13 protein-coding genes are annotated in these 21,377 nt (G+C 47.4%); 10 read left to right on the top strand and 3 right to left on the bottom strand.

The features are described 5' to 3' along the window. Positions 1 to 234: 234 nt before the first annotated feature. The gene (gene leuS, locus RIG66_RS11410) at positions 235 to 2,802 is read left to right on the top strand and encodes a leucine--tRNA ligase (RefSeq protein ID WP_446378085.1); all 2,568 of its coding nucleotides are present in this window, start codon (positions 235 to 237) and stop codon (positions 2,800 to 2,802) included. Between the two features lie 298 nt (positions 2,803 to 3,100). Beyond that, the gene (locus tag RIG66_RS11405; protein WP_446378081.1) at positions 3,101 to 3,895 is read left to right on the top strand and encodes a Uma2 family endonuclease; all 795 of its coding nucleotides are present in this window, start codon (positions 3,101 to 3,103) and stop codon (positions 3,893 to 3,895) included. A 154-nt stretch (positions 3,896 to 4,049) separates the two neighbouring features. Here RIG66_RS11405 and RIG66_RS11400 read toward each other — a convergent pair whose 3' ends face one another. From RIG66_RS11400 to RIG66_RS11390, 3 genes are all read right to left on the bottom strand, one after another. Continuing rightward, positions 4,050 to 4,388, bottom strand: coding sequence for a HepT-like ribonuclease domain-containing protein (locus RIG66_RS11400; RefSeq protein WP_446378079.1), 339 nt, complete (start codon positions 4,386 to 4,388; stop codon positions 4,050 to 4,052). Beyond that, positions 4,385 to 4,687: a nucleotidyltransferase family protein gene (locus RIG66_RS11395; RefSeq protein ID WP_446378077.1), complete on the bottom strand. Its 303-nt coding sequence runs from the start codon at positions 4,685 to 4,687 to the stop codon at positions 4,385 to 4,387. Before RIG66_RS11395 ends, RIG66_RS11400 begins: the two co-directional genes overlap by 4 nt. Positions 4,688 to 5,171: 484 nt before the next feature. Next, positions 5,172 to 6,947, bottom strand: a complete 1,776-nt coding sequence (locus RIG66_RS11390) for an SUMF1/EgtB/PvdO family nonheme iron enzyme (RefSeq protein WP_446378075.1) — start codon at positions 6,945 to 6,947, stop codon at positions 5,172 to 5,174. A gap of 144 nt (positions 6,948 to 7,091) precedes the next feature. On the opposite strand from RIG66_RS11390, the gene RIG66_RS11385 reads away from it, so the two are divergent. The 8 genes from RIG66_RS11385 (at position 7,092) to RIG66_RS11350 (ending at position 21,042) form a co-directional block, all read left to right on the top strand. Then, positions 7,092 to 11,111 (top strand): CHAT domain-containing protein, encoded by a 4,020-nt coding sequence (locus tag RIG66_RS11385; RefSeq protein ID WP_446378073.1) that lies wholly within the window; start codon positions 7,092 to 7,094, stop codon positions 11,109 to 11,111. Between the two features lie 678 nt (positions 11,112 to 11,789). Continuing rightward, the gene (gene pflB, locus RIG66_RS11380) at positions 11,790 to 14,075 is read left to right on the top strand and encodes a formate C-acetyltransferase (protein WP_446378071.1); all 2,286 of its coding nucleotides are present in this window, start codon (positions 11,790 to 11,792) and stop codon (positions 14,073 to 14,075) included. Between the two features lie 282 nt (positions 14,076 to 14,357). Then, positions 14,358 to 15,137 carry a pyruvate formate-lyase-activating protein gene (gene pflA, locus RIG66_RS11375; RefSeq protein WP_446378069.1) on the top strand — a complete coding sequence of 260 codons (780 nt, stop codon included), beginning with the start codon at positions 14,358 to 14,360 and terminating at the stop codon, positions 15,135 to 15,137. Between the two features lie 16 nt (positions 15,138 to 15,153). Beyond that, positions 15,154 to 15,411 (top strand): (2Fe-2S) ferredoxin domain-containing protein, encoded by a 258-nt coding sequence (locus RIG66_RS11370; protein WP_006106178.1) that lies wholly within the window; start codon positions 15,154 to 15,156, stop codon positions 15,409 to 15,411. A 127-nt stretch (positions 15,412 to 15,538) separates the two neighbouring features. Further along, positions 15,539 to 16,045, top strand: a complete 507-nt coding sequence (locus RIG66_RS11365) for a PAS domain-containing protein (protein WP_446378067.1) — start codon at positions 15,539 to 15,541, stop codon at positions 16,043 to 16,045. Between the two features lie 175 nt (positions 16,046 to 16,220). Continuing rightward, positions 16,221 to 17,387, top strand: coding sequence for a SpoIIE family protein phosphatase (locus RIG66_RS11360; protein WP_006106165.1), 1,167 nt, complete (start codon positions 16,221 to 16,223; stop codon positions 17,385 to 17,387). Positions 17,388 to 17,473: 86 nt separating this feature from the next. Further along, positions 17,474 to 18,064 (top strand): hydrogenase maturation protease, encoded by a 591-nt coding sequence (locus tag RIG66_RS11355; protein WP_446378064.1) that lies wholly within the window; start codon positions 17,474 to 17,476, stop codon positions 18,062 to 18,064. Between the two features lie 236 nt (positions 18,065 to 18,300). Further along, entirely contained in the window at positions 18,301 to 21,042 is a 2,742-nt protein-coding gene (locus RIG66_RS11350) for a bifunctional acetate--CoA ligase family protein/GNAT family N-acetyltransferase (RefSeq protein ID WP_446378062.1), read from the top strand. Positions 21,043 to 21,377: the final 335 nt, after the last annotated feature.

Genomic DNA, 21,377 nt, shown 5'->3' with positions numbered 1-21,377 from the left:
TAGGTTGAGAAAAATGATTATTCAGAGGCTTGAAGGCGCAACACACTGTTCTGTGCAACTGGGGGTGAATAAATGGGCTTAAATCCTTGTCTGGTAAGGTTTCTGCTATTCGCAATCGCGCCTTTCGTGAGAAATGCGGGTAAAGCCCTTACTACATACAAACTCCTCATCTCCCCTGATGATGTGCCAAAATTGTTAAAACGGATAGAGTTCAACCCTGTAGGAGATTCTTTTGTGGAGTCGCGTTATAACCCCGTCGAGATAGAGGAAAAGTGGCAAACCCGTTGGTCACACCACAACTTAGACCAAACCCAGGACAAGGCAGATAAGCCCAAATTCTATGCCCTGTCGATGTTTCCCTATCCATCGGGCAACCTGCACATGGGTCACGTCCGTAACTATACGATTACTGATGTTATTGCCCGCAAAAGCCGGATGCAGGGCTATCGCGTCCTTCATCCGATGGGGTGGGATGCGTTTGGGTTACCTGCGGAAAATGCCGCGATTCAACGCGGTGTCCATCCCGCTAAGTGGACGTACCAAAATATTACTCAGATGCGGTCTGAGTTAAAGCGTCTGGGCTTGTCCTACGACTGGAACCGGGAATTGGCAACCTGTGCGCCAGATTATTACAAGTGGACGCAGTGGATTTTCTTGCAGTTTCTCCACGCCGGATTAGCTTATCAGAAAGAAGCCGCCGTCAACTGGGACCCGATTGACCAAACCGTACTGGCAAATGAACAGGTGGATAGTGAGGGGCGTTCCTGGCGTTCTGGTGCGAAAGTGGAACGGAAACTCTTGCGCCAGTGGTTCCTGAAAATTACTGATTATGCCGAACAATTACTCAACGACTTAGATAAGCTGGAGGGATGGCCCGAACGGGTGAAGTTGATGCAAGCCAACTGGATTGGCAAATCCGTCGGCGCTTATTTAGAGTTTCCCATAATCGACTTGGATGAAAAAATCGGTGTGTTTACCACTCGCCCCGATACGGTTTATGGCGTCACCTATGTGGTGTTAGCGCCGGAACATCCCTTAACCCCAAAGGTGACGACTTCTGACCGCAAAGCTGCGGTTGACGCCTTTATTCAGGAGGTAACTCAGGAAAGCGAACTGGAACGCACGGCTGAGGATAAGCCGAAACGCGGGATTCCCACTGGCGGTAAGGCGATTAATCCGTTTACGGGGGAAGAAATCCCGATTTGGATTGCCGATTACGTCCTCTATGAATATGGCACAGGGGCGGTGATGGGGGTTCCCGCCCATGATGCGCGAGATTTCCAATTTGCCACGGAACAGAAGTTACCCATCAAGACGGTGATTGTAGCAGCAGATGCGGCTGACCCGAAAGCTGAACCGAAACAGGCGTATACTGAACCCGGTGTGGTGGTAAATTCTGACCTGTTTAATGGGATGGAATCTATTTCCGCCAAAGAAGAGATTGTTAAATACGCCGAACGGAAAGGATGGGGGAAAGCCCGGATACAGTACCGCCTGCGGGATTGGTTAATTTCGCGCCAACGCTATTGGGGCGCACCGATTCCGGTAATTTACTGTCCTGATTGTGGCATTGTTCCGGTTCCGGAGCAGGATTTGCCTGTAGCATTACCGGAGAATGTAGCCATGAGTGGGGGGCGAGTCGCCTCGTTATCCCAGGTGGAGGGATGGGCGGATGTGCCTTGTCCCACCTGTGGTACAGCGGCGAAACGGGAAACGGATACGATGGATACGTTTATTGATTCGTCCTGGTATTTCCTGCGTTATCCGGATGCGAATAATGACCAGCAGGTGTTTGACTCTAGTAAAACTAATGACTGGATGCCTGTAGACCAGTACGTCGGTGGCATCGAACACGCGATTTTGCACCTATTGTACTCCCGTTTCTTCACCAAAGTTTTGCGCGATCGCGGTTTACTCAATTTTGATGAACCGTTCCAGCGTCTGTTAACTCAGGGAATGGTACAGGGGTTAACCTATATGAACCCCAGAACCGGGAAATGGGTTCCCTCGGTGGACGTCAACCCCAGTGACCCCAAAGACCCAGAAACCGGGGAAACCCTGGAGGTGTCCTACAAAACCATGTCCAAATCTAAATATAACGGTGTCGCACCCGAAGAGGTAATTAACAAATATGGTGCGGATACCGCCCGGATGTTTATCCTATTTAAAGCCCCTCCAGAAAAAGACCTGGAATGGGATGATGCAGATGTGGAAGGACAATTCCGTTTCCTGAATCGGGTTTGGCGGTTGGTGGAGGAGTTTACCGCAAAAGGAACTAACCGTTCCACTACCACTCCCCCTGAGTTAAGTAAACCGGAAAAAGACTTGCGGCGGGCAGTTCACACGGCGATTAAAGAAGTCACCGATGATTTAGATGGGGAGTATCAATTTAATACGGCGGTTTCCGAGTTAATGAAACTCAGCAACGCCCTCGGTGATACTAAGTGTAAAGACTCCCCCGTTTACGCCGAAGGAATCGAGACCCTGATTCTATTATTAGCCCCCTTTGCCCCCCATATTGCTGAAGAGTTATGGCATGGAATTGGTCATACCGATTCAGTACACCTACAACCTTGGTCTACCTTTGAACCAGAAGCATTAGTCGCTGATGAGATTACGTTGGTCATTCAAATCATGGGCAAAACCCGTGGCACAATTCAGGTTCCCGCTGATTCTGATAAATCAGCGTTGGAACAGTACGCCAGGGAGTCAGAGGTTGCCCAGCGTTATATCACGGGTAAGACGGTGAAAAAGGTGATTGTTGTACCTGGAAAGCTGGTTAATTTTGTGGTGACAGGTTGATATCAAGGTAGGGAGATAGAATCATGTAGAGACGTGCCATGGCGCGTCTATGTGTAGGGGCGGGTTTCACTACTATCTTTTGAAATGGTGCGTTACGCTACCCTACTGGACTGACACAGCTAAAATTGTGGAATAGATTTTACGTTTAAACTGGGCGCAAGCCTTGCGCCCCTACAATTCTAATCTACCATTTTAGGTGTGCCACGCCACTACACCCGCCCCGACCATAAGACAAATGACAAATGACTAATGACTAATGACTAATGACTAATGACAAATGACCAATGACCAATAACAAATGACCCAAACTAAAATTGACTTACCCCCTCCCTTTCCTGACCATACCCAACTCCCTGAGTCCGATGGTACATTTGTGAAAAACTTTCAAGAACATCCTCAAAGTATCATTTTGACCGATTCCATTGGTTCAGTTTTGCAGCAACTCCATCCCGATGGAGAATACGCCATTGGACAAGACTGCGGTATTTATTGGCGCGAAACTGACCCCCCAGAAAAAGGTGCAGAAGCGCCCGATTGGTTCTATGTTCCTAATGTTCCCCCATTACTGAATGGTGAAATTCGCCGTTCTTATGTCCTCTGGCGGGAATTAATGGCACCGATGATTGCTTTAGAATTTGCCAGTGGGAATGGAGATGAGGAACGGGATACGACACCCTTATCGGTTTCCGCTGAAGGAGAAACTACGAAACCGGGTAAATTCTGGGTTTATGAACGGATTATCCGCATTCCCTACTATGGCATTTTTGAAATCAAAACTAGAAAGCTAGAAGTTTATAATTTACTGAATTTTTCCTATCAAAAATTACAACCCAATGAACGGGGTCACTATCCGATTACGCCCTTAGGAGTAGAACTGGGACTTTGGCAGGGGACTTATCAAAATCAAACCCAATTTTGGCTGCGTTGGTGGGATAATGAAGGCAATCTTTTGTTAATTGGTGAAGAACGCGCCCAATTAGAACGTCAACGTGCCGAACAAGAACGCCAACGCGCTGAACAAGCCGAGCAAAAAGCGGCAAGATTGGCAGAACGATTAAGAGCGATGGGTATTGACCCGGATTCAGAACAGTAGGGGCGCACCGACGTGCGCCCGATTTAACACCTCTAAACTTGATAGTATAACTTTCCCAAAAATATAGCGTGTAGAGACGTTCCGCCGGAACATCTCTACCAAATGATGCGTCCTAACCGCTATGGCGATTACTATAATTCATGTCCCTATTCATTTAGGTAGTGAGAGTGTCGAGAATTTGTTGAATTTGGACTTTTAGAGGTGGAATATCTGTTTCTACTACTAGCCAAACTTCTTCCAAATCTACTTTAAGGTAGTCATGGATTAATACATCTCTTAACCCTGCCATTTGTCGCCAGGGAACATTCGGATAGTTTGTAATAATTTCTTCGGAAAGTCGTTTTGTCGCTTCGCCAATGATTTCCAAATTACGAATCACGGCATCTTGCATCATTTTATTGGTGAAAAATGCTTGTTTACCTTCATGGGTGTAATTCTCAATGGCTTGAATACAGTCTTGGATATTGGTTAGGTAAAGAATTTGATTTTTCATAAAGGAATAGCTTCTTTAAGGATTTGGGATTGTATTGATTCATGCAGGTTTTCTGGCTTGGCGATGTCTACTTTTTTACCGAGTAGGTCTTCGAGTTCTTGTTTAAGGGCAATGCGATTCAATAAGCTTTTTCCTGTTTCAATATCCATCAAAAAATCAATATCACTATTGTTTGTTGCTTCCCCTCTAGCATAGGAACCAAATAGTCGTATGTTATACGCTCCATACTTTGCAGAAATGGCTAGAATTTGCGGTTTATTGGTGGTGATTAGGGGATGGATTTGGATGTTACTAGACATGGGGGTTTCCTCGATTTAGCCAAGTAGTTTTTAATCCGGTTTCTAGCAGAGTTTTTCTAGTTTAAGCTGTCATGCATTTAAATGGGGTATTAGTAGCGAGCAAGATGCAAAGCCTGCGGCATGGCTTCGCTTAACGCACTACACGGCTTTCACCATTATTGACATTAAGGTTTAAATGCCAAACAGCTTATTGCCTAATCTCAACCGTTAACTTTAATGAAAGTCCGACTACTTACCCAACTCCCCATAGAACCTGTTGGGTAACGCTTACGCTCTACCCAACCTACATCTGACGTGCGCCCGATTTTATGGTAATATCTATATTACGATTTTATCTGTACAATGCTAGTAGTAAGCGATACAAGCGCTGATGGCGAAGACAGCGCAACTACGAACTTAGCTGTTGAAAAAAAATCGACCCGCCTACGGCGGGAAGAGGGAAAAGAGAATAGGGCATAGGGCAAAAGGGCAAAAGTGTCAAGTGCTAAAGAGTCCACGCCGCACCACAGACAACCCGAAACCCGCTGCGGCTGCCCCAGTTGCCTGGGGTATGCCTGTTGCGAATGGCACAACGACAGTTCCTGGGATCGAGGCGCCACGAACCACCGCGCAACAGCCGAGAATGATTATCATTATCATTAATTATCCAAGCTTGACCATCTGACGGCGCACCTTCATAGCTATCATGCCCCTGGTCAAAACACCATTCCCACACATTTCCATGCATATCGTACAAGCCAAAGGCATTCGCTACCTGGAAACTGCCCACCGGAGTGGTTTCCTTACGATACTTACCCTTCGCACCTGCACCATAGGTATAATTCCCGTCATAGTTGGTTAAATCGGTGGTAATCGTCTCGCCAAAATGAAACGGTGTTGTTGTTCCAGCACGACAGGCATATTCCCATTCCGCTTCGCTAGGAAGTCGGTAGTTCCAACCTGTGTACTGCGACAATCGCGCACAAAACTCCATACAATCAAACCATGATACCTGCTCTACAGGGCGGTTTTCTCCTTTGAAGTAAGAGGGGTCAGGGTCAAGTTCTCGCTCAACCTTCGGAAAATGAGCCACGGCTTGCCATTGCGCTTGAGTGATAGGATATTTCCCCAGGAAGAAGGGTTTAATCGTCACCCAATGCTGAGGACTTTCATTATTACGGCGTTCGTCCTCAGTCTCTGGCGAACCCATTAGGAATGTACCCCCCGGAATCGCCACCATTTCCAGAGGGACATCGCCAAGGGTTTCTATGTAGTGGTACGCCTGATGGGGGCGACGATTCAGCGTTAGTTTTCTTTCCTTCCCCAACACCCCCGGTTTAACCTCTACCGTCACCACCTGGAAGTCAAATGCTGACACGGGTAGGGTTTTGGCAGTTTTTGCCGGCTGAACCGTGGCTGAACTCTCAACGGATGGAGATGTCACCGACAAGATAATTGGCGGTTCAAACGTTAATAATGCCAACCACGCTTCGATTGATTGGGGGCGGTTTTTGGCTTCTAATGCCATTCCCGATAAAATAGCCTGGTTTGTGGCATCACTTAACCCAGAAATAAGCTGTTGCGGTGGTATTAATTCGGCATCATCTAACTTGCGAGAAAAGGAATCCATCGGACGTTGACCTGTCACCGCATAATATAAGGATGCCGCTAAGGTATACACATCAACCGTAATCTTACGACTTCCGCGCACCATCTGTTCATAGGGGGCAAATCCCCGATTCCCAGCTTTATCCGTGGTTGTACTCGTGGTGGGGATTAATCCCTTGGCAATGCCAAAATCAATTAATACCGCTTTTTCCGGACTCCGCACCATAATATTCAAAGGTGTCGCATCCCGATGCACTAATCCTGCTTGATGCACCACACGCAGCGCCTCCCCAATCTGGCGAATGTATCGCACCGCCTGGGCTTCTGACAACGCGCCTTGATTCTGCACGTATTTCCATAAACTCTCCCCAGGGACATAATCCATCACCAGACAGTGAATCCCCGCTTCTTCAAACAAATCCGTCACCCGGACAATATGGGGATGGGGGTCATGACAAATTTTAGCGACTATCTGTCCTTCTTTAATAAAGCGGTTCAGATATTTTGGATAATCGGGGTCATTTATCAAACGGGCGTTGGGCGTTTTAATCACAAAATCCTGGTCGAGGCACTGATGATGGACTTTGTAGGTGATTCCGAATCCGCCCTCCCCTAGGACACAATCCACCACAAAGGGGCGCTTTTTTAACGGGTGTCCCGGCGTCCATGTCATACGTCCTTGGTTCCTCTTCCTGATACCCTGAGCGAAGTCGAAGGGTTGCGTCATTCAGATTATAACCGTTCAGTCTGATGCAGATGTGTCAGTTTCAGGTCAAAAATTGTGCCACAATGCTGAAAGACAAGTGCTATACCAACCATGCAATCGAGTCGATTTTCTCTGTACTGGCTTTGTAGTTCTGTTTTTTGGCTGAGTGTCTTTTATTCAGCACCCGCCAATACTGAAGGGGTGACACCTGCTAACGATGGGACTGGAACCCAAGTCACGCAAACGGGAAATGAGTTTACGATTACCGGGGGTAGCTATTCCGGAGATGGCGCGAATCTCTTTCAGAGTTTTGAGCAATTAAATTTGAATGCTGACCAAGTTGCTAATTTTATCAGTTCACCTACGATTGAGAATATCCTGGGGCGAATTGTTAGTGGTGACGCTTCTGTGATTAATGGTTTGCTGCAAGTCACCGGGGGAACCTCGAATCTATTTTTAATGAATCCCGCCGGGTTTATTTTTGGTACGAATGCTCAACTGAATGCTCCGGCTGACTTTACCGCGACAACGGCTACGGGAATTGGCTTTGGCGAAACGCTTTGGTTTAAGGCTTGGGGTGACAATTATTACCAGGATTTGATTGGTACACCCAATCTTTTCAGGTTTGATTTAGCACAACCGGGGGCAATTGTCAACGCTGGAAACTTAGCTGTAACCGAGGGGAATTTAATCTTACTGGGGAATCCGGTGATTAATACCGGGAACCTAATAGCCTCCGGTGGACAGATTGCGATCGCGTCAATACCGGGACAGAATCGAGTTAGAATCAGTCAACCTGGGCATGTCCTGAGTTTGGAACTCGAACTCCTCACTGATAGTTCCGGACAGCTTCTCCCTATTACTCCCCTGGATTTAGCCGTATTGCTGACGGGTTCAGGGGAGGGAATGGAAACCGGGTTAGCGGTTCAACCGGATGGAACTGTCACCTTAACGGACTCTAATTCTGCAATTCCCACTCAGGATACAACGATTGTCTCTGGAACCCTGGATGTATTTGCTGATGCGCCAACAGCGAATCCTCCATCAATCACGATAATTGGCGATCGCATTGGACTCTTCGGTGCAGACATTAACGCCTCTGGGATGAATGGCGGGGGTCAGGTGCGAATTGGTGGGAATGTTCAGGGTCAAGGAATGATACCCAATGCAACTCACACGTTTATTAGTCAGGATTCGCTAATTCGGGCTGATGCAGGAATCACAGGGGATGGCGGTGAGGTGATGGTCGGGGCGGATGATACCACTGCATTTTATGGCACGATTAGCGCCCGTGGCGGTATTAATGCTGGAGATGGCGGCTTTGTGGAAGTCTCTGGGAAGAATAACTTGGCATTTTCGGGAGTGGTGAATGTTGGGGCTACCAATGGCGTGAATGGCACAGTTCTCCTTGATCCCACCAATATTATGATTGTGGAGACAGGTGCAGACGATAACCGACTGAATCCCAATAGTCCCAGTAGTGGTGATGCAGCCGGGACGATTTTCGCCAGTGATGGGGGTAATGTAGACTTTACCCTATCCAGTGCCATCCTAGGAAATCAAACTGGGAATGTCAGATTAGAGGCGACAAACAATATTACCCTAGCTGATGGCGTATCCCTAAACTTTAGTCCCGGTGGTGGGTCAATTACATTTACTGCTGACTCAGATGGGGATTTGGCGGGGTCTTTTTTGATGGATCAAAGTCAATCGATTACGGCTGAGGGTAGAGATGTGACCATTTCCGGCGCGTCTGTCACCGTGGGGACAATTGATACGTCTAGTGATTTTGATGCAGGTGCGATTAATCTCACCGCCACGGCTGACCAGATTAGCACTCAAACTCTCTTCTCCTTAGCCTCTGAAGGTCAAGGCGGAGATATCCGTTTACAGGCACAGGGAGATATTATCACAGGCGGGATTGATTCCGGTTCGACCCATGGGGATGGGGGTTCGGTTACGCTAACCAGTATCACAGGAAACATTTTTATTGATCCAATGCGGGGAGAATTAACCCTGGAAACCGGGAGTGGTTTACTGGCGGTGGATGGGGCGGTGTTTACCTTTGCGGGGGGAATGGGTCGAGGGGGAGATATTACCATGAATGCTGAGGGAAATATTACCACAGGGTCTCTGGGTTCTGGGTCGGCGATGGGGGATGGCGGAGATATTCGCCTAACCAGCACTAGGGGTATGATTGATACGTCTGGGGGTGAGGTGCGATTTTTAGGGGACACTATTGCTAATCCTGGAGTCTTACTATCCGGTTCAGCGGGAACGGGTAAGGGTGGCAATATTACCCTCCAGGCGGGTCAAGATATTATTACCGGTCCTCTGGTGTCCAGTTCTCTCAATGGAGATGCGGGGACTGTGGAGTTGACGGTGACGGAAAATGAAAGTGATATTCAGGTCTCCATCATTAATTCTCAAGCCTTGGATATCGGTACAGGGGGGGATGTTGAGGCGACAGCCACGGGTCTTTTCACGGCTACCGATGTGACTCAAGACGCCTTGTCGCAGATTCCAGCGGGGGGACTGGAACCAGAGGAAATACCCGATACCTTAGATAAAGAGGCGAGTATCTCTACATCTGGCGGAAGCGGTGGGGGTGCGATTACGATTTCACATCAAGGGGGATTGCGGGATATTCCCTTTACCGTGGGTGATGCTGAGGAGAATGGGACGGCGGGTTCTCTGACCAGTGGTGAGTTTACCATTGAACCCGTTCAATTGTTTTCTAGAAGCTATGGTGAAGGTAATATTCAAATTATTACCCTTGGCGATGTTAATCCCGTAGACCTAACCAACCCGTTGACACGACCCAAACCACTGGTGGTATCTAATCCCAAACTGGAATCCAGTGGACTGGGAGAACTTGACCAATCAATCAGTCAAGAGTATGCCGATTATTTGGGCTTAGACAACACCTCAGACATTACCCTAAACCAAGCCCAAAGCCTATTGCAAGAGATAAACAGCGCCACGGGTGTCAAACCAGCGGTGATCTATGTCATCTTTGCACCCCAAGTGATTACGCCGATTCCTCAGAAGCAAGGGAGGGAAAATACCTCGCTGTCACTGTTGCGATCGCAGATTCCCCAAGATAGCGATCGCTTAGAATTAATTTTGGTGACGGCTGACCAACCGCCGATTCGTAAATCCCTAAATGTCACCCGTCGCCAAGTCCTCTCTGCTGTCCGAGACTTTCACGCCACGGTGACGAATGCTAGACGACCTACAGCCTATCGTATTCCCGCGCAACAAGTCTATCAATGGCTAGTTAGTCCCCTAGAAAAGGACTTGCAGCAACTCAATATCGAAACCTTAAGCTTTATTCTTGACGCCGGGTTACGCCATGTTCCCCTAGCGGCGTTGCATGACGGCAATGACTTTATTATTGAACGGTATAGTGTTGGCTTAATGCCCAGTATCAGCCTCACGGATACCCGTTACCGAGATATCACCAGCCTGAAAGTTTTGGCAATGGGGGCGAGTGAGTTTACCGAACTCGATCCGCTACCCTTTGTGCCGATAGAGTTGTCTACGATTGACCAACTGTGGTCAGCCCAATCCTTTGTCACGGAAAAGTTTACCCTAGATAACCTGAAATCTCAACGTCAGCAAACTCCCTTTGGCATTATTCACCTGGCTACTCATGCGGAGTTTCTTCCTGGCGATCCCTCGAACTCGTTCATTCAACTGAGTGATACTAAATTAAGATTGGATCAGGTACGGACGTTGGGATGGAATAAACCCCCGGTGGAATTATTAGTCCTATCCGCCTGTCGTACCGCCTTGGGAAATGAACAAGCGGAGTTAGGGTTTGCGGGGTTAGCGGTACAAGTTGGTGTCAAGTCTGCATTAGCCAGTCTTTGGTATGTGGATGATCGGGGAACTACAGGATTGATGGCTGAATTTTATCGACAACTCAAGCAAGTCCCGATTAAAGCTGAAGCCTTGCGGCGCACCCAACTAGCGTTGCAACAGGGTCAGGTGCGGATTGAAAACGGACAATTAATTACGCCTGAACTCGTCATTCCCTTACCTCCAGACTTATTGAACCAAGAGGATATTGATTTTACCCATCCCTACTACTGGTCTGGTTTCACGCTGGTGGGTAATCCTTGGTAATCGTCATTTGTCATTGGTCATTGGTCATTCGTCATTCGTCATTGGTCATTTGTCATTGGTCATTGGTCATACGCCCGGAAACCGTAAAGATACTGCCTCTGTCCTCCCCCATGGAACAAAAGCAAAGCATCCTCTGGCTTCCCCCTTTTGAAGGGGGACGGGAGGGGGATCTATAAGGGGAATGAGGGGGGTTAGGTTTTTCCAACTCGCCAGCAGTATCCGTAAGGTGATGGGGTGATCCGGATATAGGGAGATTCTTTTTAAAAATATTTTTCTATTTTAACACCAAACTGATTTGAATGGGTAGGTATTATCCCCACAGTTTCTAGAAAAATCACCCAACCTTGACATTAAAAATATTTGTAAAGAATTAGATTGACTTCTCCAAAATTTGCTGATTTAATATCCATGGAGTTACGATAGAGATAGACAGTTAGAGAGAGCGGTAAACGTCCAGGCTAAATAGACCGCAAGGAATAGATTTAGTTAGGATAAACCTTACTGTTCTTACTAGAGACCCATGACTAGAGTCAAGAGCCTGAGGTACAAATAAAACGCTACGAGTTTTTAGCAGAACCACAACCCCCTTAGACTGTTGACCAAACCTTCTAAACAAGAATGGTCAGGGCTACGTCTAACGTTCAAAAGTTTGCACAAAAAAAGAGGTAAATAATGCCTATGGTTGGGACAGTTGCACCTAACACATCTACACAAAAGCATGAGACAGCTAGTGTTTTATGCGAACAATGGCAGAATTTTAATCCCGGTAAATGGACGAATGAAATTAATGTCCGGGATTTCATCCAAAAGAATTATACCCCATACACACAAAACGACTCTTTCCTTGCCGGAGCAACGGAACGGACTAAAACACTCTGGCAAAACGTCTGCGATTTAATGCAGCAAGAGCGGGAAAAGGGTATTTTAGATGTCGATACCAAAGTCCCCACCAGTATCACTGCCCATGCACCGGGTTATATTGATCAAAACCTGGAACAAATTGTCGGCGTCCAAACCGATAAACCGTTAAAACGGGCAATTATGCCCTTGGGTGGTATCCGAGTTGTCAAGAAATCCCTGGAAGCTTACGGCTATCAGCTTGATCCCCAAACGGAAGAGATTTTCACCAACTATCGCAAAACCCATAATGATGGGGTGTTTGATGCCTATACGCGGGAAATGCGGAAGGCGCGACATTCTGGGATTATTACGGGGTTACCGGATGCCTATGGTCGGGGTCGAATTATTGGTGACTATCGCCGAGTTGCATTGTATGGAATCACCCGTTTAATTGCGGATAAAAAACAGCAGCAAGATTCCCTGGAATTCGATGCGATTGATGAGTCCGTTATCCAGCAACGGGAAGAAATTTCTGAACAAATTCGGGCGCTAAAAGAACTGCAAGACATGGCAGCTAGCTATGGCTGTGATATTAGCCGTCCGGCGGCAACTGCCCAAGAAGCCGTACAGTGGACGTACTTTGGCTATCTGGGTGCGGTGAAGGAACAAAATGGTGCGGCGATGTCCTTGGGACGGGTGTCTACGTTCCTAGATATTTATGTTGAACGGGACTTAAATAACGGCACGCTGAACGAATCCGAGGCGCAGGAATTAATTGACCATTTCGTGATGAAACTGCGGATGGTGCGTTTCCTGCGGGCACCGGCTTATAATGAACTGTTCTCTGGTGACCCGGTTTGGGTAACCGAAGCCATTGGCGGAATGGGTGAAGATGGTCGTCCGTTGGTGACGAAGACGAGTTTCCGTTTCTTGCATACGCTTTATAACTTAGGTCCTGCACCAGAACCAAATTTAACGGTTTTGTGGTCAGAACGGCTACCGATGAACTTTAAGCGGTTCTGCGCCAAGGTATCCGTAGAAACCAGTTCGATTCAGTACGAGAACGATGACCTGATGCGATCGCACTATGGTGATGATTATGGCATTGCCTGCTGTGTATCGGGAATGCCGATTGGCAAACAGATGCAGTTCTTTGGCGCACGGGTTAACCTAGCGAAAGCCTTACTCTATGCGATTAATGGCGGTAAGGATGAAAAAGCGGGCGAACAAATCGGTCCGGAACTGGCAGCGATTACCTCAGAGTACCTTGATTATGACGAGGTGATGGGGAAATTCGACCAAATGATCGAGTGGTTGGCGAAACTCTACGTCAATACCCTCAACGTAATCCACTATATGCACGATAAATATTGTTATGAGCGTTTGGAAATGGCGCTGCATGACCGGGATGTTTATCGGACAATGGCATGTGGGATTGCTGGCTTGTCGGTGGTTGGCGATGCGTTATCGGCGATTAAATATACCAAGGTGAAAGTTATTCGCAATGACCAGGGTCTCGCCGTAGACTATCAGGTGGAAGGAGATTATCCCAAGTTTGGCAATAACGATGATCAAGCAGATGAGATTACTGCCAACTTGGTGAAAGCGTTTATGGATAAAGTCCGCAAGAATAAGACTTATCGCGGCGCTGTTCCTACCCAGTCGATTCTCACGATTACCTCCAATGTAGTGTACGGGAAGAAGACCGGAAGTACCCCTGATGGGCGCAAAGCTGGGGAACCCTTTGCCCCGGGTGCGAACCCGATGCATGGTCGTGATAGCAATGGCGCGATCGCAGCCTTGGCTTCAGTGGCGAAACTGCCCTATGAACATGCCCAAGATGGGATTTCTTATACGTTCTCCATTGTGCCGCAAGCATTGGGTAAGACGGATGATGCGAAGGTGACTAATTTGGTGGGAATGCTGGATGGGTATTTCCATGATGAGGGTCATCATATCAATATCAATGTCTTCAATCGCGATACTCTGCTAGATGCGATGGATCATCCAGAGAAATACCCGCAGTTAACGATTCGGGTATCGGGTTATGCGGTGAACTTTATTAAGTTAACCCGCGAACAGCAACTGGATGTGATTAATCGCACATTCCACGAACGGATTTAGGTGCAATAGTTCTGGTTCGCCGAAATCCTAGATATAGCGTAGGGTGGGCATTGCCCACCAGCTAAAACGACAAAGCGAAGGATCACGCACCAGGTTTCCTCGAATAAAGCCAAGTCGGGGCGGGTTTAGTTACATCTGGGTGCTTTCGTAAACGATAGTTGTGAAACCCGCCCCTACACACGGGCGGGTTTAGTTACATCTAGGTGCTTTCGTAAACGATAGTCATCAAATCTGCCCCTACCGACGAATAATGCCACGTTTGGAACACTCAACATTTGAACTATGGTAAAGCAATCATCAATTTCTCAATCCCCAATCGCCACTCCTAAAACCTCTGTAAAAGGACGCATTCACTCCTTAGAAAGCTGCGGTACGGTGGATGGTCCGGGTATCCGCTTTGTTATTTTTACCCAGGGTTGTCCACTGCGTTGTCTTTATTGTCACAATCCGGATAGTCGCTGTATTCGTGAAGGTCAGGAGGTTACGGTTGATGAACTGATGACCCAGATCCCAAAGTATCGTTCCTACATGCGCTTTTCTGGCGGCGGCGTTACCATAACAGGGGGTGAACCCTTGATGCAGCCGGAATTTGTCCGCGAAATTTTCCGACGTTGCCAAGACCAAGGGATTCATACCGCCCTAGATACGTCGGGTTATGTCAACTTGGATGTCGCTAAACCTGTACTGGATCATGCCGATTTGGTCTTGTTGGACATCAAATCCTTTGATCCCAAAATTTATTTTAAGATTACCAACGTTTCCCTAGAACCGACACTCGCGTTTGCCCAGTATCTGAGTGAGATTAAAAAGCCAACCTGGATTCGCTTTGTCCTCGTTCCCAATTTATCCGATAACCTAGAGAGTATCGAGGGATTAGCACAGTTTGTCTCTAGCTTGGGCAATGTGGAAAAAGTCGAAGTTCTGCCATTTCACAAAATGGGAGAGTATAAATGGCAACAGCTAGGGTATGACTATCAGCTTAAAGACACACCCTCGCCAACGCCCCAACAGGTACAGCAGGTTATGGACATCTTTCAAAGACAGGGGCTGAACGTGCAGTAAGATTGAGGTGTAGACCATGGACGGGAAAGAAAATCTCTATTTATGTATGGGTTCAGCGTGTCATCAATTGGGTGTTTATGAAGTATTACCCAAAATTCAGCAGTTGATTAGCACCTACAATTTGGAGGATAAGGTTGAATTAAAGGGTTCCTTTTGTTTGGAAACTTGTAGCGCTGGTATTGTGATGAAGTTTAAGGATAAATTTTTTGTCAATATCAATGCTAACAATGTTGAGCAAAAGTTTAAACAAGAGATTCTGCCTTGTATTCAATGATGTATAGGGAGAGGGAGAGGGAACAGGGAACAGGGAACAGGGAACAGGGAACAGGGAACAGGGAACAGGGAACAGGGAACAATAAGTTTCACTTAACCTGGCAATAGCACCTTGATCAATAAATACTATGGCAAGTAATGATAAGAGTTTGTGGGAATTATTGTGGCGGTATGATCCCAACGGTTTGATTGTCGTGGATAAAGATATGACAATCAAGCTGGTAAATCCTGCCTTTTGCAAAATGTTTAATGTGGAACAGGAGGCGGCTATGGGTGAGTCCGCCTCCACTATTTTGACAGATGTCAGTGATTTTCAACGAGTCTGGGATAATGATGAGGTGATTCAGGGGAAGGAAAAAGAGTACGCTAATCACCAACTTTATGTCAGAGAAGTTATTTTTCCGATTAAAGAGGAAAATATAATTGCAGCTATTTTGGTGAATATGAGTTATGAATTACAGCGTAAGCGAGAATTGATAAAAGTTAAGCGAGAAACGGTGGAAAAGGTTAATGAGGTGGTGGATAATCAAATGAAAGTTGTCCAAGAAATTGCGGGAATATTGGGAGAAACAACGGCAACGACGAAGGTGAGTCTATTGAAGATTATTCAAATGGTGGAACAGGATATGGGGTAGTAGTTATTTGTCATTCGTCATTTGTCATTCGTCATTTGTCATAAATTGAGGGGGCGCAGCATCAACTTGGGACGGGTTTAGGCGCATCTGGGTGAGAGAAGAAACGATAGTCGCAATATTTGCGCCGATACACTAGACAGTTAAAATGTCGTTTAACACTATAATATAAAAGCTTATGAGTCGTGATCACTTTCTAGATATCTATGATTTAAGCTTAAATAAAAAGGGAGAGGAACTGTGTGGCGACCAGGTTAAGTTTATCAAGACGAAGGATAAAACCACGATTGTTTTATCGGATGGGTTGGGCAGTGGTGTCAAGGCGAATATCCTGGCAACGCTGACGACGGAAATCTTGATCACCATGTTGAATGCCGATCTGCCTCTAACCGAGGTAATTGAAACGGTGATTGGTACGTTGCCAATTTGTAGTGTCCGGAAAATTGCTTACGCCACGTTTACTATAATTCGGATTAATCATAAAACTAATAAATTTAAAGTTATAAACTTTGACAACCCCCCCATTTTTCATTTTAGGAAAGGAAAACCTGTCCCGGTTGAAACCCGAACCGAGAAAATTCTGGAGAAAGATATTGTTATTTCAGAAGGGCATTTAGAACGGGGAGATTTCCTGGGGGCGATTAGTGATGGCGTCTTGTATGCGGGGCTGGGTGCGGTCTTAAATTTTGGCTGGGGCTGGGAAAATATTGCCAAATACATTGAAAGCCTATATATTCGGGATACCTACACTGCTCGTAATATTGTCCGTAAAGTGATTGGCGAAACGCATAACCTCTATCAAGGGAAAATTGGGGATGATGCCACGTTTGTGGGCGTCTGTGTGCGGAAGCGTAATGAGTTAATGATTTTTACCGGACCCCCTCTAGATCAACGTCACGATCAGGTTTATGTGGAACGCTTATTAAACTTTGAGGGCAGAAAAGTGATCTGTGGTGGAACCACGGGAAATATTGTGGGCAAATATCTGGGTGAAGAGGTAGAAATGGATATTGCCACGATGCGACCAGATTTGCCACCGATTGGGAAGTTAAGCCAAATTGACTTGGTAACTGAAGGGATATTAACGATCTCCAAAAGCCTAGAAATCTTAAAAAAATGTAAATGTGATATCGATCGCTTACCGAGTGATCGCAATGGTGCGGCGCTTCTAGCTAAGGAAATCTTGATGGCGGATTCGGTACTTTTCTTGGTGGGGCAGAAAATTAACGAATTTTACCAAAATCCGCTGTTACCCAAAAACATTTCCATCCGCCGAAATTTAGTAGAAGAGGTAGTGAAGTATTTGCAAAATCACAAAAAAGAAGTCCAGTTAGAATACTGCTAAGTTAGGTCAGTGGAGATCAAGGGGAATGATGTTAGGTTCTGTAAACATCCAGTCAAGCCTGACGAAGGACAAAGGACATACAACCAATGACAAATGACCAATGGGTGGTGATTGGCTATGGGAATACGCTGCGGCGGGATGACGGTGTGGGTCAAGTTGTGGCAATGGAGGTACAAGAGTGGGGATGCCTGGGGGTGCGATCGCTTTCCCTGCACCAACTGACTCCAGAATTGGCACAAACCTTAGCCACTGTGGAGGGGGCGATTTTTGTGGATGCTTATCCGGTATCTGGAGAGACAGCCACAGTGCAAGTCTTTCCCCTGCGATCGGAGGATGCTGATACAATCTCGGTCGGGCATCATTGTGATCCGCGATCGCTGTTAGCGTTAGCCCAAGCCCTTTATGATCATTCTCCCTCCGCTTGGCTGGTTACCATTCCCGCTGTTGACTTCGAGTTTGGCGAAACCCTCTCACCCATTGCCCAACAGGGAGTTACCGACGCCCTGCTTCATATTCATCGCCTGTTGGCAATACAAGCGGAATCGCCGACTCAATTATCATCAGGTTGCACCGAGATGGGGCAGCCGGGGGAGCTGGGGCAGCCGGGGCAGCTGGGGCAGCAGGGGGAGCTGGGGCAGCAGGGGGAGCCGGGGGAGATAGGGGAGATGGTGAGTTAAAGAAAGCGCCACGCCCTCTTTCCGAAGTGAAGGGTAAAACTTCAAACTATTATCTTCCCCACCTTCCTCATCTTCCCCACCTTCCTCATCTTCCCATCTTCCCCACCTTCCCCACCTTCCCCAACTGAGATGGCAGATTATCAGGGAGAACCCTAGGTTTTAATCCTTGTGTGTTCAGTGTTAACCGTTCCGTTTCAATTTTTCCCCAGACGTATTAATAAAGAAAGGAAAAAACAATGGTTAAGCCACTTAAACCAACCACCGATCCAGCGTATGATATTCTGCGTTCGGAACGTCAACCCCTGCACTCCTTCTTCGCCCCCGATACCGTTGCTGTGATTGGGGCGACGGATAAAGAGGGCAGTGTGGGGCGAACCCTGCTATGGAATTTAATGAGTAATCCCTTCGGGGGAACCATTTTTCCAGTGAATCCCAAACGCCATAGTGTCTTGGGAATTCCTGCTTATTCGAGTATTAAAGACATACCTGATCCCGTGGATCTGGCGATCATTGCCATACCCGCCCCTTTGGTACCCGGAGTCGTCCAAGAGTGCGTTGATGTTGGCGTCAAAAGTGCGATTATTATTTCAGCGGGATTTAAAGAAACAGGGTCTAAGGGAGTTGAATTAGAAAAGCAAATCCTGGAAACCGCCCGGGGCAAGATGCGAATTATTGGTCCGAATTGCCTGGGTTTAATGAGTCCGCGCAGTGGGTTAAATGCTACCTTTGCCAGTACCATGGCGCGTCCGGGGAATTTGGCGTTTATTAGTCAGAGTGGGGCATTATGTACCGCTGTCCTCGATTGGAGTTTCTGGGAAAATGTCGGCTTTAGCGCCTTTATTTCCATTGGTTCGATGATGGATGTAAGTTGGGGTGATCTGATTTACTATCTCGGTGATGATCCCCACACCCATAGCATCGTTATTTATATGGAATCCATTGGCGATGCCCGATCCTTCCTTTCAGCGGCGCGGGAAGTCGCATTAACTAAGCCGATTATCGTAATTAAAACCGGGCGAACCGAAGCCGCCGCCAAAGCATCAGCCTCCCATACCGGTTCTTTGGCAGGTAGCGATGATGTCCTCGATGCCGCCTTCCGCCGCTGTGGTGTAGTTCGCGTGAATGCTATCTCCGAACTGTTTGATATGGCGGAGGTGTGGGCGAAACAGCCCCGTCGTCCCAAAGGACCCCGCTTAACCATTATTACTAATGCTGGGGGACCAGGGGTTTTGGCGACAGACGCCCTAATTAGCGCGGGTGGTGCATTAGCAGAACTCTCGGAGGATACGGTAACTGCCCTCAACGAAATCCTGCCCCGCCATTGGAGTCATGGTAACCCCATTGATATTCTCGGTGATGCTGATCCCGATCGCTATACCAAAGCCCTCGACATTGCAGTTGAAGATCCCAACAGCGATGGCTTGCTGGTGATTCTCACACCCCAAGCCATGACTGATCCTACCCAAATTGCCGAACAGTTAAAACCTTATGCCCAGAAAGCTGGTAAACCCGTGTTTGCTAGTTGGATGGGAGGATCAGAAACCAAAACTGGGGAAACCTTACTCAACCGTGCCAGCATTCCCACCTATCCCTACCCTGATGATGCGGCGCGGTTATTTAATTTAATGTGGCAGTACAGCTACAACCTGAGTGGGATATACGAAACGCCGATTTTACCCTCATCCGCAGAAACCGGACCCGATCGCGCTTTGGCGCAGCAGATGATTGAAACGGCACGCAAGGCGGGACGGACGATTCTGACGGAGTTGGAATCGAAACAACTACTCGCTGCCTATAATATCCCGATTGTGCATACTGGGGTGGCAAAAACAGAAGAGGATGCGGTGAATTGGGCAAATTCCCTGGGATACCCGGTGGTGTTGAAACTCTTCTCGGAAACGATTACCCATAAAACTGATGTAGGTGGGGTTCAGTTAAATCTTACCGATGAAGAAGCGGTGCGTTGGGCGTATAACACGATTAAATCAACGGTGACGGAGAAAGTCGGCGCTGAACATTTCTTGGGTGTTACGGTTCAGCAAATGGTGCGCCAGGATGGTGCTTATGAACTGATTATCGGCAGCATCGTTGATCCGCAGTTTGGACCCGTGTTAGTCTTTGGGTCTGGGGGACAGTTAGTTGAGGTATTCAAGGATCGGGCGATCGCACTCCCACCTCTGAATACCACCCTGGCGCGACGGATGATCGAACAGACGCAAATCTATAAGGCACTCAAAGGGGTGCGGGGGCGTCAAGCCATTGATTTAGCCGAACTTGAGCAGATTATGGTTCGCTTTAGTCAGTTGGTGATTGAACAGCGTTGGATCAAGGAAATTGATATTAATCCCCTGCAAGCGTCTTCAGATCGACTCATCGCCTTAGATGCCCGGATTATCCTCCACGACTTAGATGTTGAGGAAAACCAACTGCCCAAAACGGCGGTTTGCCCCTATCCTCGGCAGTACGTCACCCCATGGCAGCTTAATGATGGCACGCCGATAACAATTCGTCCGATTCGTCCAGAGGATGAACCTTTAATCGTGCAATTCCACCAAACGCTATCGGAGGAAAGTGTCTATTTGCGTTATTTCAGCTTAATGAAGCTGAGTCGGCGGATTGCCCATGAACGATTAACCCGCATCTGCTTTATCGACTACGATCGGGAAATGGCACTGGTGGCGGACTATAAAAATCCGCAAACCGGAGAACACGAAATCTTGGGTGTGGCGCGATTGAGTAAGATGCATGGGATTAATGAAGGGGAATTCGCTATGTTAATTAGTGACCCCTATCAGCGTCGCGGATTAGGGACGGAATTACTGAAACGCATTATTCAAGTGGGTCGCCAAGAGAAACTGACGCGGATTACTGCTGATATTCTGGCAGAAAATGTGCCGATGCAGAAGGTGGCGGAAAAAGTGGGGTTTCATCTGGAACGGGCAGGTAATGATTTAGTCCAAGCCGAGATTCGTTTATAGTTAGGACTGACCCACAGATGCTGAATCGTAGGGGTACGACATGTCGTACCCCTACGGAACTTGAGATCTCAACAACCAAACGCTTCTGCTATAGTAGGGCTTGCTGCACAAAGCCAAAACCCTTAGCCCATCAATACTTTAAGCTTTATTGACAGAGGGTTTGATTCAAGGAAATCGGGTAGTATTCTTCATAAGTATGGCATCACCTTGCTCAGGAAAAATGTACCCTTGCTCCCCCAGCTCCCCCAGCGTTCGACTGAACTTCGACAGGCTCAGTTGCCGCGCTCACGCCGAAGTCTTCCCCGGCTTCCCCCGCTCCCCCTCACCACAAGACT

It is taken from the genome of Coleofasciculus sp. E2-BRE-01, from assembly GCF_040221695.1.
In the GTDB taxonomy this organism is placed as follows: domain Bacteria; phylum Cyanobacteriota; class Cyanobacteriia; order Cyanobacteriales; family Coleofasciculaceae; genus Coleofasciculus.
Note: the sequence above shows the minus strand (reverse complement) of the source record. Positions and strands in the feature narration are given on the sequence as shown.

Coding starts and splice junctions, on each gene's coding strand:
- RIG66_RS11355 (WP_446378064.1), top strand. CDS start 17,474: ATGACAAATGACCAATGGGTGGTGATTGGCTATGGGAATACGCTGCGG.
- RIG66_RS11405 (WP_446378081.1), top strand. CDS start 3,101: ATGACCCAAACTAAAATTGACTTACCCCCTCCCTTTCCTGACCATACC.
- pflA (WP_446378069.1), top strand. CDS start 14,358: ATGGTAAAGCAATCATCAATTTCTCAATCCCCAATCGCCACTCCTAAA.
- RIG66_RS11350 (WP_446378062.1), top strand. CDS start 18,301: ATGGTTAAGCCACTTAAACCAACCACCGATCCAGCGTATGATATTCTG.
- RIG66_RS11370 (WP_006106178.1), top strand. CDS start 15,154: ATGGACGGGAAAGAAAATCTCTATTTATGTATGGGTTCAGCGTGTCAT.
- pflB (WP_446378071.1), top strand. CDS start 11,790: ATGGTTGGGACAGTTGCACCTAACACATCTACACAAAAGCATGAGACA.
- RIG66_RS11365 (WP_446378067.1), top strand. CDS start 15,539: ATGGCAAGTAATGATAAGAGTTTGTGGGAATTATTGTGGCGGTATGAT.
- RIG66_RS11360 (WP_006106165.1), top strand. CDS start 16,221: ATGAGTCGTGATCACTTTCTAGATATCTATGATTTAAGCTTAAATAAA.
- RIG66_RS11390 (WP_446378075.1), bottom strand. CDS start 6,947: ATGACATGGACGCCGGGACACCCGTTAAAAAAGCGCCCCTTTGTGGTG.
- RIG66_RS11395 (WP_446378077.1), bottom strand. CDS start 4,687: ATGTCTAGTAACATCCAAATCCATCCCCTAATCACCACCAATAAACCG.
- RIG66_RS11385 (WP_446378073.1), top strand. CDS start 7,092: ATGCAATCGAGTCGATTTTCTCTGTACTGGCTTTGTAGTTCTGTTTTT.
- RIG66_RS11400 (WP_446378079.1), bottom strand. CDS start 4,388: ATGAAAAATCAAATTCTTTACCTAACCAATATCCAAGACTGTATTCAA.